10 protein-coding genes are annotated in these 12,975 nt (G+C 56.7%); 2 read left to right on the top strand and 8 right to left on the bottom strand.

Features of this window, described 5'->3' with window-relative positions:
- Positions 1-21: 21 nt before the first annotated feature.
- A protein-coding gene (gene prfB, locus Q3Y66_RS02170) for a peptide chain release factor 2 (protein ID WP_101147687.1) occupies positions 22-1,120 on the bottom strand; the annotation gives its coding sequence in 2 pieces (ribosomal slippage) (positions 22-1,044 and positions 1,046-1,120; 1,098 coding nt in all).
- Between the two features lie 163 nt (positions 1,121-1,283).
- Positions 1,284-2,633, bottom strand: coding sequence for an OmpP1/FadL family transporter (locus Q3Y66_RS02165; RefSeq protein ID WP_008958717.1), 1,350 nt, complete (start codon positions 2,631-2,633; stop codon positions 1,284-1,286).
- A gap of 265 nt (positions 2,634-2,898) precedes the next feature.
- Between Q3Y66_RS02165 and Q3Y66_RS02160 the strand changes: the two genes are divergently transcribed.
- Entirely contained in the window at positions 2,899-3,327 is a 429-nt protein-coding gene (locus Q3Y66_RS02160; protein WP_008958718.1) for a MerR family DNA-binding protein, read from the top strand.
- An 83-nt stretch (positions 3,328-3,410) separates the two neighbouring features.
- Positions 3,411-5,921 carry a heavy metal translocating P-type ATPase gene (locus tag Q3Y66_RS02155; protein WP_035587096.1) on the top strand — a complete coding sequence of 837 codons (2,511 nt, stop codon included), beginning with the start codon at positions 3,411-3,413 and terminating at the stop codon, positions 5,919-5,921.
- A gap of 74 nt (positions 5,922-5,995) precedes the next feature.
- Here Q3Y66_RS02155 and Q3Y66_RS02150 read toward each other — a convergent pair whose 3' ends face one another.
- The 6 genes from Q3Y66_RS02150 to xerD all read right to left on the bottom strand — a co-directional run bounded on the left by Q3Y66_RS02150 (position 5,996) and on the right by xerD (position 12,958).
- Positions 5,996-6,625, bottom strand: a complete 630-nt coding sequence (locus tag Q3Y66_RS02150; RefSeq protein WP_008958720.1) for a YitT family protein — start codon at positions 6,623-6,625, stop codon at positions 5,996-5,998.
- Between the two features lie 44 nt (positions 6,626-6,669).
- Positions 6,670-8,481: a DHH family phosphoesterase gene (locus Q3Y66_RS02145; RefSeq protein WP_008958721.1), complete on the bottom strand. Its 1,812-nt coding sequence runs from the start codon at positions 8,479-8,481 to the stop codon at positions 6,670-6,672.
- A 22-nt stretch (positions 8,482-8,503) separates the two neighbouring features.
- Positions 8,504-9,892 carry a threonine synthase gene (gene thrC / locus Q3Y66_RS02140; protein WP_008958722.1) on the bottom strand — a complete coding sequence of 463 codons (1,389 nt, stop codon included), beginning with the start codon at positions 9,890-9,892 and terminating at the stop codon, positions 8,504-8,506.
- A gap of 6 nt (positions 9,893-9,898) precedes the next feature.
- Positions 9,899-11,215, bottom strand: a complete 1,317-nt coding sequence (locus tag Q3Y66_RS02135) for a homoserine dehydrogenase (protein WP_008958723.1) — start codon at positions 11,213-11,215, stop codon at positions 9,899-9,901.
- A gap of 110 nt (positions 11,216-11,325) precedes the next feature.
- Complete coding sequence (locus Q3Y66_RS02130) at positions 11,326-12,102, bottom strand: DsbC family protein (protein WP_008958724.1); 777 nt, start codon at positions 12,100-12,102, stop codon at positions 11,326-11,328.
- The gene (xerD, locus tag Q3Y66_RS02125) at positions 12,077-12,958 is read right to left on the bottom strand and encodes a site-specific tyrosine recombinase XerD (protein ID WP_008958725.1); all 882 of its coding nucleotides are present in this window, start codon (positions 12,956-12,958) and stop codon (positions 12,077-12,079) included. The genes Q3Y66_RS02130 and xerD overlap by 26 nt, the downstream gene beginning before the upstream one ends.
- Between the last annotated feature and the right edge of the window lie 17 nt (positions 12,959-12,975).

The raw sequence follows: 12,975 nt of genomic DNA, 5'->3' as shown, positions 1-12,975 counted from the left end.
CATGTTCAAACGCTAAAAAGATTACAAACCTTGCTTCAAGCTGGCGACGATAAATTGATCAATATCCCCGTCGAGCACTTTATCGCAGTTACTGGACTGCACGCTGGTGCGCAAATCCTTGATGCGCTGATCATCCAGCACGTAAGAGCGAATCTGGCTGCCCCAGCCGATATCAGCCTTGGAGTCCTCGGCCTCCTGCTTGGCGGCGTTGCGCTTTTGCATCTCGTGTTCCCACAACCGCGCTTTCAACTGCTTCATGGCAAAATCGCGGTTGGCATGCTGGCTGCGCTGGCCCTGGCAGGCCACGACGATACCGGTCGGCTCGTGGGTAATCCGCACGGCCGAATCGGTGGTGTTTACGTGCTGACCGCCCGCGCCGCTGGAGCGGTAGGTATCAACGCGCAAGTCCGAGGGATTAATCTCCACCTCGAAACTGTCGTCAATCTCAGGGGACAAAAATACCGAGGCAAAAGAAGTATGCCGACGACCACCGGAATCAAACGGACTTTTACGCACTAGCCGATGCACGCCGGTTTCGGTACGCAGCCAACCGAAGGCGTAATCGCCCTGAACATGGACCGTCGCTGACTTAATACCCGCCACTTCACCCGCGGAGATTTCGGTGATATCGGCTTTAAAGCCGTGGCTCTCTGCCCAACGTAGGTACATGCGCAGCAAAATATTGGCCCAATCCTGGGCTTCCGTACCACCGGAACCGGACTGAATTTCCAGATAGGCGTTATTTGGGTCCATTTCACCGGAGAACATGCGCCGAAACTCAAGCTTTTCTAACGCGGCTTGCATGCTGTCCAACTCTTGGCGCACCTCATCAACCGTGCCTTCATCCTCCTCCATTTCAGCCAGCTCTAGCAGGTCCCGGCTATCGCCCAGGCCCTGCTCAAGGTCATCAATGGTGGCCACAATGGCTTCGAGGGAGGCGCGCTCTTTGCCTAACTTCTGCGCGTAGTCTGGATCATTCCAGACATTGGGGTCTTCCAGTTCGCGGGTAACCTCTTCTAGCCGGTCTTTCTTCTCGGCATAGTCAAAGATACCCCCTAAGAACGTCTGTCCGCTCAGACAGGTCCTTGATCTGGTTGTGAATCGGGTTGGTTTCCAACATGGGGTCGCCCTAGCGTTTGCTGTGCCTGATCGTACAGAAGCGTATCGATCAGAAAAGCGCATAGTGTAACGAAAGCCGACACGCCCCGCATCCAATGGCCTGCCAGTAAGCAATAAAAAACCCGGCGGGTGCCGGGTTTCGGTGGGAACTGGTTCTTTAAGTCTTAAAAGCGATAGGTTAACTGCGCGCCGAAGCCGTGGGCTTCGTTTTTATAGTCAGCTGCGTAGGAGGCTCCGCCTACTGGCGCGCCGCCGGTAGCAGCGCTTGCCAACAAGTCATTACGATCTTGCTCAACAAAAGTGCCACGCTCGGTCAGATAGGAGTATGCAACATCAACCGTCAGATCAGGCGTTGGACTCCATCCAGCACCTAAAGAGAAAATTCGACGATCATCCGAAGGAATGCGCACACTGCGATCTTCATCATTGGATGGTGTGAAATCTAACGTTACCCCAGCGCGTAGCGCCAATGTGGGGGTTAGCTGATACTCGCCGCCGGTAGCAAAGGCCCAAACATTTTCGTAATTTTGCTGCTCGTCGGTAATTGGACCACCCTGATCATTAACAACCCGGATTTCTTCAAACTGGCTCCACCGCACCCATGAGGCACCAAACATCAGCTTAAGGCGGTCAGTCATCTGTTGAGTTAGAGAGAAGTTAACAGTTTCGGGTGTCGTTAGATCCAAGTTTGCGTTATCAGCGCGAACCAAATTTCCTAACGGGTCAGTCGCAGTAAAATTACCTTCTAGCTCATAGTCAACTTTCGAGCGATAGGTTAAACCCAAGGTTGTTTCAGGCGCCGGGCGATAAATTACCCCCAAATTATAGCCCCACGCCTCGTCTTCACCGTCTACACGAGAGTCAATGTCGTTAGCTGGATTAAACGTTGCCTCTGAAGGAAGCTGACGACGCAACTCCCCTTCTACTTGGTTATAGGTCACACCCACACCTACCGCCCACTGCTCATTAAAGCGATAAGAAACCGTCGGCTGGGCACTGACTACCGTCAGCTCGGTGTAATTGCCAAAATAGCGGCCTTGGAAATCATCTTCATAATCAGTTTTAGAGCCAAACGGCGCATATACACCAAAACCAAACGCTAGCTGATCATTGACTGGGTGCGCATAGAAAGCAAAGGGAATCGCTGTACCCGGCACCATATCTCCATCATTACCCCCAGGGATACTGCCTACAGGAATTTGGCTACCGCTTGGCCCTACACCAGTGGCCAAACCTGAGTCTAAAGTACGAGAAGCTTCGGCGTTAGAAATATCAGTACTAACATTTAGATAAGTAGCACCTGCAGTAATCTGCGCCCGGTCTAAAAACGACATACCCGCCGGGTTGCCGTATACGATGGTGGCATCATGTACATTCGAGCTTCGGCCTGCATGGCCATAGCCCTGCCCACTAACGCTCTGCTCATTGATTTGGTACCCGCCCGCATGGGCTTGGCTGGCGAAGGCGGCTGTGATGGCAGCAGCCAGGGTGAGCTTATTGAACTTATTATTCATAGTGGGCCTCTCTTCCCGATGATCCAGTGGATACCGACGATCCACCCTCTTTATTTTTTACATGACTGTTTTCTCGCAACTGAGCCAAAGGTTCAAGGGCAAACGTTCGTTTTATTTAATTTTTGTCTTATACATTAGTCGCACAGCCGTTTTAAATCAGTGTTTTAGTTATTTTAACTGATAGCCATAGACACCCTTGACCTATGGGTTACCCATAGGTTCTACACTTAGATAGCCATTAGTTAACGAGCTGGGAGAATAGGTCATGAAAGTTAATGAGCTTGCCAAACGAGGCGGCGTCACCGCTGAGACCGTGCGCCATTACGCTCGTGAACAGCTGCTTGCCCCCCAGCGGCACCCGGATAATGGCTATCAACTTTTTTCCGATACTGACTTAGAGCGGCTGCGCTTTATTCAACGGGCGCGCAAATTAGGTTTTAGCGTGGCGGAGATTCGCGACATCCTGACCCACGCCGACCAAGGCGACTCCCCTTGCCCGTTAGTCCGCGATTTACTCGCTAGCCGTTTGCCACAAATACGAGCGCGTATTGCTGAGCTCGAAGCTCTGGCTGAACGTATGGAGCATGCCTTGACCAGTTGGCAGCATATGCCCGATGGCACTCCCGATGGGCATAGCGTATGCCGCTTGATTGAAAGCTTCCCAGACTCACCATCTACCCAGGAGGCCCCATGAGTGACTCCTCTATCGAATCCACCGAAGCCGCCTCAAGCGTAAGCACCACTGCCAATGGCGCCACCACACGAACCATCCCCGGCATGAGCTGCCAGGGCTGCGTTAAGCGTATGCGCGAGGCGATTCAAAGTAGCGATCCTAAAGCTGACGTGATCGGCACGCCTAGCGAAAAACGTCTTGAGGTGGTTTCGACGTTAACCGACACCGAGCTTGATCAATGCTTGACCGAGGCGGGCTATCCACCAGGCGAAGCAGCGCTGGAGGAAACAGCCCTAAATGATGCTGATAAGCAGCGGGATAACGCGCCACCCGCTGAAGCTGAAAAGACTGCAAGTAATCCCCCCCATTCTCAAGGGCATGGCCAAGGCAAAAAGCAGCGCTTGGCGATTAGCGGGATGACCTGCGCCAGCTGTGTCAAAAGCGTTCAAAAAGCGCTTGAACGTACCGAGGGTGTGGACACCGCCAGCGTCAACTTTGGCAGCCACTCCGCCCAGGTATTCGGCAGTGCCGAGACCCAAGCATTGATCGCCGCCGTTGAGTCAGCGGGCTACGGCGCCGAGCCGATTGTGGATATGCGGGAGGCCGAGCGCACCCGGGCAGAGCAGGATGCCAAGACATACCAAAAACGCCTGCGTGGCAGCGCCATCTCGTTGGCACTGGCGATTCCACTTATGTTGAGCATGCTGTTTTTCCACCCTCATCCTATGGGGCTAGGGCGTCTCTACTGGCTGGTAATTGGTCTATTAACCCTGGGCATTATGGCCTTCCCAGGGCGGCACTTTTTCGTCAACGCCTGGAAGCAGTTTAAGCACCGCCAAGCCAATATGGATACATTAGTCGCCATAGGCACCGGCACTGCCTGGCTCTACTCCATGGCGGTGGTGCTGTTCGCGCCCTGGTTACCGGAAGTCGCTCAAGGCATCTATTTTGAAGCCTCCGCCATGGTGATCGGGCTGATTCTGCTCGGCAATGCCATGGAACTGCGCGCCCGAGGGCGCACCAGCAATGCCTTAAAGCGCCTGCTTGACCTACAGAGCCGAACAGCGAGAGTTATTCGCGACGGCCACGAGCAGGAGATTGAGATCGATGCCGTGCAAACGGGTGATCACGTTCGAGTGCGGCCTGGCGAACGACTGCCTGTGGATGGTCAGGTGACCGAAGGCGAAAGCTATATAGATGAGTCGATGCTCACCGGCGAGCCTTTACCGGTAGCGAAGCGCGAAGGGGATGATGTCAGCGCTGGCACGGTGAATGGCCGTGGCGGGCTGGTATATCAAGCAACGCGAGTAGGCGCCGATACCCGGCTGGGCCAAATTACCGAACAGGTGGCGAGCGCTCAGAACTCGCGCCCTCCGATTGGCGAGCTCGCCGACCAGGTCTCCAGCGTTTTTGTGCCTGCGGTAATGATTATTGCCGTGCTGACAGCTCTAGTGTGGTTCAACCTAGGGCCCGCCCCCCAGGTGATCCATATGCTGGTGACAGCGACCACCGTGCTGATCATTGCCTGCCCCTGCGCGCTGGGCCTGGCCACCCCAATCTCAACCATGATCGGCGTCGGTAAAGCGGCAGAACATGGGGTGCTGGTGCGCAGCGGCGAAGCGTTGCAAACCGCTAGCAAGCTGACCACGCTAGTCGTCGATAAGACTGGCACGCTCACCCAGGGCAAGCCCAGCGTTACCGATGCACAGATGTTTGGCGTGGAGCAATCCACCGTGCTGGGGCTGGTGAACGCACTTGAGCGTGGCTCTGAACACCCACTGGCAGCGGCGTTAATGAATTACGCAGATGAACACAACGCTCCCCCTGCCGAGGTTAATGGTTTCGACAGCGTGACCGGCGGCGGAGTGAAAGCTCAAACATCCGACGGCAAAGCACTGTTGCTGGGCAATGCGCGTCTGTTAAGCGAGGCGGGGGTGGATCTCAAAGCAGGTGAAGAGCAGGCCCGCGCTCTGGAGGAGCAGGCCCGCACGCTGGTTTATCTAGCGGTGGATGAAAAACTAGCTGCGCTTTTTGGCATAAGCGACCCACTTCGCCACGATACCGTGGCCGCGATCAAGCGCCTGCAAAAAGACGGCTTAACCATCGTGATGTTAACCGGGGATAACGAGCACACCGCCAAAGCCATTGCTCGGGAAGTGGGCATCGATGAGTTTCGCGCGGGCTTGTTGCCTGAAGACAAGCACGCCGAGATCGAGCGCCGTCAAAAGGCGGGGGAAATCGTTGGCATGGTGGGCGATGGCATTAATGATGCCCCAGCGCTGGCCCGAGCAAATGTGGGCTTTGCGATTGGCCAAGGCACCGATGTGGCCATTGAGAGCGCGGGCATCACGCTAATGCGTGGTTCGCTGCACGGGGTGGCGTCTGCGATAGAGATCAGCCGCGCCACGCTGCGCAATATCAAACAGAACCTGGTGGGCGCCTTTGGCTACAACCTGCTGTGTATTCCCATCGCGGCGGGGGTGCTCTACCCGATCACCGGCATGCTGCTTTCACCGATGATAGCGGGCGCTGCCATGTCACTCTCTTCCATCACCGTGGTGAGTAACGCCAATCGCTTGCGGCTATGGAAAGCTAGCCAGGAGGAGTACTCATGAGCTTACTGATCAACTTGGCAGGCCTGGGACTCATCGCACTGATAGTGTGGTGGTTCTGGCTTGACTAAACGCTTTTAGCTCACCCCAATATAGCGCCCTGGCTTATGGTTCAGGGCGATAATCAGGTTGAGCGTCAGCGCCCCTAGTACCGAATACCCCACACGATCCAGCGGTAGTTGGGTCAGCGCAATCAGCAGGATAACGCCATCAATCGCCAGTTGAACGTAACCTGCACGAAAGCCGTGTTTATCCTGCAAGTAGAGCGCAAGAATATTGATACCGCCAAGGCTCGTGCGGTGACGAAACAGCATCAGCATACCAATGCCCATCAGCGCGCCGCCCATTAACGCAGCGTAGATTGAGGGCACGCTGTCAAACTGCACCCACCCTTGGGTTAGCTCCGAAAACAGCGATACCAGACCAATAGCGGCGAAGGTACGTAGGGTAAAACTCCAGCCCATGCGCTTCACCGCCAAGTAGTAAAACGGCAGGTTAATGGCAAAAAAGTACACCCCAAAGCCCCAGCCAGTCACGCTGCTGGTCATATAGCTGAGCAGCAGCGCCAAACCTGCCGTACTGCCGGTCAGCAACACCGCATGGGTGTAAAAAGTCACCCCCAGCGCGACAAAGAACGTGCCCAGCAGCATCGCCATCACATCTTCATAGGGGCGATGTTGATCCTTGGGTAAATCTTCAACACGCATGGGAGCGTCCTTACTTAGGCTGTTGAGGTTATCAAGTGATTAGTTTAGATAGCGCTAGCGTGCTCAACCATTAACTGCAGCGTTTCGCGGCCACGCCAACGATTACGATTGAGCTTATAGGCACAGTGCAGCGTATCGCCCACGTTAAACCCTGGCAGCTCCCCCGGTGTTAAGGCACGAAACCAGATCGCTTTGCAGGTCACGGGGCCAGTGGAAAGCTCTAGCATCAGGTGCGCGCCATCAGCTCCCACCGGGCGCAGCGCCTCAACAATAAAGCGGCCTTCAAACAGCGGTGGGTCGAATTCACGCCCGTAGGGGCCGAGTGTTTCGATCTCCGTTAATGTCGTCAGCGAAAGCTGCGCCGTGGAGAGTTCGCCATCCGTCCAAAGGCGCGGATAGAGCGTTCGTCCCTCCAACTGCTCGCCCACTGCCTGCAAGAAAGCCGTTTTAAAGGCCTCAAGCTGATCCCGTGGCACGCCTACCCCTGCCGCGCCACTATGGCCGCCAAACCGCGGTAACGCCTGAGGAGCAAGCTCAAAGGTACGCTGAAGGGCATCGCGCAGGTGCAGCCCGTCAATCGAGCGGCCAGAGCCGGTTAGCATGCCCGGCGCCGACGCTTGCGTTAGCACTAGTGCCGGGCGTCCGTAGGCCTGCACCAATCGCGAGGCGACGATACCCTGTACGCCGGGGTGCCCGTCTTCCAGCAGCACCACCACGGCGGGCTCGTCGGCGTCCAGAGCCGCCGCAGCGAGAGTGCGCGCCTCGGCGGCCATATCGGCCTCAATCGCTTTGCGGGACTGGTTATCCTGATCCAGCACGTCGAGCTGACGATTGGCGACACCATCGTTCTCGGCCAGCATAAAGTGCAGCGCCGCGTAGGGGTCGTCCAGCCGCGAGCGGGCGTTGATACGCGGCCCCATCTGAAACGCTAACGTCTCGGCGTTAAACGGCACGCTGTCGGCACCTAGCCGCGTGGCCATGGCCCGCCAGCAGGCGGCGTCCATGCGATTAATCAGCTTTAACCCTTGATTGACCACCGCGCGGTTGGCAGGACTGCCGCCCAAGGAGACGCAATCCGCTACTGTGCCTAGCGCAACGTAGGAGAGCCAGGGCGACAGCTTGGGCGTCGACTCTGACAGCGCTCCCCACTCAATCAGCACACCGCGCGCCAGTGACATCAACAGCCACGCCACCATACAGCCGGCGATGGTTTTGTCAGGGTAGTCACAGTCCGAGCGAGTAGGATTTACACAGGCATAAGCAGAAGATGGTGGCCCCTCGATAGGCAGCGCATGGTGGTCGCTGACCACCACATCGATACCCGCCGCTTTTAGGCGTGCGATACGCGGCTCATCGGAGCTGCCACAGTCGGCGGTAATCACCAGGGTCGGAAACGGCTTTTGCGCAAGGGTGCGCTCTACCAGCGGTAGGCTAATCCCATAGCCGTCGTGAATACGATGGCCGATCAGACTGTGCAGCTTGCCTTCCGGCACCCCAAACAGCTCCACCAGCGTGCGCCGGATCACCACATGGGAGGTGATGCCGTCCACATCGTAGTCGGTAAGAATACCGATCGCTTCGCCCTCTGCCACCGCCTGAGCGATACGTTCGGCGGCGCGCTTACCGTCCGCAAGCTTCTCGGGATGCGCCAGATAGCGCAGGCTAGGCGAGATTAGCGGCAACAGCTCGCCGCTGTAGCCGGGCAACCGGGACGCCAGCAGCCGTGCCTGCAGTTCGCTTAAGCCTTCGGCTTGGGCACGGGCATAAAGCGCCTCGTCCACAGGACGAGGCTCTAAACGCGGTTCGCTCTTGCTAGACGTCAGCGTGCTATGGGGTAAATCGGTCACTGAGGTCATCGCTGTCTCAACGAACGGGCATTCAACGCCGGTTTTCCGCAACATACTGCTGCACAGCGGCAAGCTCTGCTGGCAGCACGGTGTAACGCTCTTCGCGCTCTAGCAGGTCTTCCATATGTGGCGGCAGCGGCACGCCTAAGAAACCCGCTTTTACCACGGCCTCGGCAAACTTGGCCGGATGCGCAGTCGCCAGGGTAATCATCGGCGTTGACTGATCAGCCCGGGCGCGCTCAGCGGCAATATAACCGGTCGCCGTATGCGGATCGAGCATCTCACCGGTGCGTTTATGAGCGTCACGAATCACTTCCAGAATCGTTGCGTCGTCCACGCTATAGCTTGAGAACTTCTCGCGCAGCTTGGCCAGCGGCGCATCGGCCAGAGCCGAGGGCTCCTGCTGGAAGCGCTCAAGCAGGGCTGCCACGGCTAAGCCGTCGCGATCATAGGCATCAAACAGCAGCCGCTCGAAGTTAGACGACACCACGATATCCATGGAAGGCGCCAGCGTCGCCGCCAGCTCTTTTTTGGAGAAGTCGTTGGCGGCCAGCGTACGGTGCAGAATATCGTTGGCGTTGGTGGCGATGATGAACTGCTTCACCGGCAGGCCCATTTTGTAGGCCATATAGCCCGCAAACACGTTGCCAAAGTTGGCGGACGGTACGCAGAAGCTCACCTCGCGGTGCGGTGCACCCAGCGCGACGCCTGAGGCGATGTAGTAAACGATCTGAGCCATAATGCGCGCCCAGTTGATCGAGTTGACCGCTACCAGACGCGTGCCGTTCAGGAACGTTTGATCGGCAAAGCTGGCCTTGACCATCGCCTGGGCGTCGTCGAAATTGCCTTCGATGGCAATATTGAAGACGTTATTGGCCAGTACCGAGGTCATTTGACGACGCTGAACTTCTGAGACCCGGTTGTGCGGGTGCAGAATAAAGATATCCAGGTTGTCGCAGTGGCGGCAGCCCTCAATCGCCGCGGAGCCGGTATCACCCGAGGTGGCGCCCATAATCACTGCGCGCTCGCCGCGCTTTTTCAGAAAGTGATCCAGCAAGCGGCCGAGCAACTGTAGCGCCACATCTTTGAACGCCAGCGTCGGGCCATGAAACTGCTCGAGCAGGAAGTGATTGGCATCTAGCTGCTTAAGTGGCACGACCGCATCGTGATTAAACGTCGCGTAGGCTTCGGTCACAATGCTGTGGAACGTGGCATCGTCGATTTCACCGTTCACAAACGGCTTCATCACCCGAAAGGCAATCTCCGCGTAGGATAGCCCGGCCATATCGGCGAGCTCCTCACGGGAAAACTCCGGCAGCGTCTCTGGCACATACAGTCCGCCGTCGCTGGCCATGCCGGTGAGTACGACCTCTTCAAAGGAGAGCGCGGGCGCCTGCCCACGCGTGCTGATATAGCGCATCTTGGCTTACTCCCCTTCGTCCAGGCTTTCCACGCGAATGCGTGTTACCGGCCCGGCGATATCGGCCATCGATTCAATTTCACGGATCGCTTCGTTCATCTGTCTCTCTTTGGTGCGGTGGGTCAGCAGAATGATCGGCACCAGTTCACCCTCGGTGGCCTCTTTCTGAATCAGCGCTTCGATAGAGATGCCCTGCTCGGCCAGAATCGTTGCTACTCGCGCCAGCACGCCGGGGCGGTCTACTGCCAGCAGACGCAGGTAGTACGCCGTGATGATATCTTCCATCGGCATGATGGGTAGCTGAGTGACATCTTCGTCAATGCCGCTGAACGCCAGGTAAGGCACTCGGTAGTGGTGATCGGTGGAGATATCCCGCGCTACGTCGAGCAAATCGGCCACGACCGCTGAAGCAGTCGGCTCTGCGCCCGCACCAGCACCGTAGTAAAGCGTCGGCCCAACGGCATCGCCCATGATCGCAATGGCATTTTTCACACCATGCACATTGGCCAGTAGGCGCTCTTTAGGAATCAGCGTGGGGTGAACGCGTAGCTCAAGGCCTTGATCGGTACGCTTAGAGATACCCAAGTGCTTGATCACATAGCCCAGATTGTCGGCTTGCTCGACGTCTTCCGCAGTAATCCGTGAAATGCCTTCGGTAAAGGCTTTCTCGAACTGCAGCGGCACGCCGTAAGCAATCGAGGCCAAAATCGTCAGCTTGTGCGCAGCATCGATACCCTCCACATCAAACGTGGGGTCGGATTCGGCGTAGCCCAGCGCCTGGGCTTCCGCGAGCACGTCTTCAAATGCCCGGCCTTCGTCGCGCATATGGGTAAGAATGTAGTTGCCAGTGCCGTTGATAATGCCCGCCACCCATTCGATACGGTTGGCACCCAAGCCTTCGCGCAGCGATTTGATCACCGGAATGCCGCCTGCGACCGCGGCTTCAAATGCCACGATAACGCCCTTTTCATGAGCGGCCTTGAAGATTTCGTTACCGTGCACGGCAATCAGCGCTTTGTTGGCGGTGACCACGTGTTTGCCATTGGCGATCGCCGTCAGCACCAGTTCGCGAGCGATATCGTAACCGCCAATTAGCTCCACCAGGACATCCACATTGGGATTGGTGGCAACTTCAAACACATCAGAGGTAGCATTGATGCCGGTAATATCGCAGTCAGGATGAATACTGCGGTGAGCAACCTGCTCAATCACAATAGGGCGGCCAGCACGACGCGAAATATCGTCAGCGTTGCGGGTCAATACGTTAAAGGTGCCGCCACCGACAGTGCCTAAACCACAAATACCTACTCTTACCGGTTTCAAAATACTTCCCCTTTCGTGTTGTGCACCTGGTGGTGCTGGCCTTAATTACGGTTTTGAATACGATCTTAAAGACCGTGTCTCAGCGCTTTGCATTATCTTTCAATGTGACGTTATTCGTCATCTAAGCCTAACATGGCGGAGAGTCGCTCAGGGGGCACAAAACCCGGCACTAGCTGCCCATTGGGCAAAATAATCGCTGGCGTGCCCTGTACACCCAGCGCCTTACCCAGATCATACTGCCCTGCCACAGGATTGTCGCAGTCTGCTGCGCTGGAAATAGCCTCTCCTTCCTTGGCTTGGGTCATCGCTTCGCTGCGATTGTCCGAACACCACACCTGTTGCAGCGTTGTGGCGGCTTGGCTACCCATGCCTGCGCGTGGAAATGCCATGTAGTGAACGGCGATACCGCGCTCATTTAGCTCGGGAATCGTTTCGTGTAAGCGGGCGCAGTAAGGACATGTGGGGTCGGTAAACACCGTGACAGTCGCCTTCGGCTCGTCGGCACCGCGGAAGACCACTAGCTCACTTTCAGGCACTGCCGCCAACGCATCGGCACGCTCTTGGTTTTGCTCTTGCTCGGTCAAATTGACCAACCCATCGGGCGCATTTTCATATAGGTCGCCGACAAGAAAGTGGCTACCGTCCGCATTGGAGTAGAAAGACTCTCCGCTCTCCAGCCGCACATGGTAAACGCCACTCATGGGCGTCTCTGTCACCGCTTCCACAGGCATCGCCTGACCATTAACGCTAAGGGATTCTGAAAGGCGGTCTGTTATCTCATCAGCCTGAGCGACAGCCGGTAATAGACTGCTCGCGATCAGTAAGGGAAATACTAAAAAACGGCGTTGACGCATCATCAATTCAACCTCGTGGGTGATGTTCTGCATGTAGGCTTTCCAAGCGCGCTTGGGCTACATGGGTATAAATTTGGGTCGTCGATAAATCGCTATGACCCAGCAGCAGCTGTACGACCCGCAAATTGGCCCCATGATTCAATAAATGAGTCGCAAATGCATGGCGAAGCGTATGTGGCGACAGTGGCCGGGTTATCCCGGCGGTGATGGCATGCACCTTAATACGGTGCCAAAACGTTTGCCGGGTCATGGCTTTGTCGCCCCGCCCTGGGAACAGCGCTGGGCGCGTCGGGTCGCTCATCAGCGCCAGCCGTGCGGTCGCCATGTAGTGCGCAATCCAATCCGCGGCCTCTTCCCCCATCGGCACCAGGCGGTCTTTATCACCCTTACCGCGCACCCGCACCACGTTTTGGCGAAGGTTGACGGCATCGCCGGTCAGCCCCACCAGCTCAGATACCCGTAGGCCACAGGCGTAAAGCAACTCCAACATGGCACGATCGCGCACGCCTAAAGGCGTTTCCGTATCCGGCGCCATCAGTAGGCGTTCCACCTCATCCTCTTCCAAGGTATTAGGTAAGCCGGGGATTACTCGCGGCAGCTTGATGTCGGTGAGTGGGTCACTTTCCACTTGGTTGTTTAAGCGCCCCCAACGATAGAAGCTGCGCAGTGTCGATAATAGTCGGGCATTGCTACGTAGTTGATAGCCCTGTTCACGGCGGCTGGCAAACCATTCGCTAATCCGTTCCGGCGGTGGCGCTAGCAGCGCTTCGCCATGGCTCTCCAAATGACATTGCCACGCGGTTAAATCGCGCCGATAGGCAGCTAGCGTATGATCACTGGCGCCCTGTTCGAGCCAGAGGGCATCCAGGAAAGCATCAATCACGCTCATACGGTAGCAGTCTCCGG

Origin of the sequence: Halomonas sp. HAL1, assembly GCF_030544485.1 — a bacterium.
Lineage (GTDB): Bacteria > Pseudomonadota > Gammaproteobacteria > Pseudomonadales > Halomonadaceae > Vreelandella > Vreelandella arctica.
This window is presented reverse-complemented; position numbering and strand designations above follow the sequence as displayed.

What these genes read in the sequence shown, in the direction of transcription:
- Q3Y66_RS02165 (WP_008958717.1), bottom strand. Translation starts at nt 2,633, where the DNA reads ATGAATAATAAGTTCAATAAGCTCACCCTGGCTGCTGCCATCACAGCC.
- Q3Y66_RS02160 (WP_008958718.1), top strand. Translation starts at nt 2,899, where the DNA reads ATGAAAGTTAATGAGCTTGCCAAACGAGGCGGCGTCACCGCTGAGACC.
- Q3Y66_RS02155 (WP_035587096.1), top strand. Translation starts at nt 3,411, where the DNA reads ATGAGCTGCCAGGGCTGCGTTAAGCGTATGCGCGAGGCGATTCAAAGT.
- Q3Y66_RS02150 (WP_008958720.1), bottom strand. Translation starts at nt 6,625, where the DNA reads ATGCGTGTTGAAGATTTACCCAAGGATCAACATCGCCCCTATGAAGAT.
- Q3Y66_RS02145 (WP_008958721.1), bottom strand. Translation starts at nt 8,481, where the DNA reads ATGACCTCAGTGACCGATTTACCCCATAGCACGCTGACGTCTAGCAAG.
- thrC (WP_008958722.1), bottom strand. Translation starts at nt 9,892, where the DNA reads ATGCGCTATATCAGCACGCGTGGGCAGGCGCCCGCGCTCTCCTTTGAA.
- Q3Y66_RS02130 (WP_008958724.1), bottom strand. Translation starts at nt 12,102, where the DNA reads ATGCAGAACATCACCCACGAGGTTGAATTGATGATGCGTCAACGCCGT.
- xerD (WP_008958725.1), bottom strand. Translation starts at nt 12,958, where the DNA reads ATGAGCGTGATTGATGCTTTCCTGGATGCCCTCTGGCTCGAACAGGGC.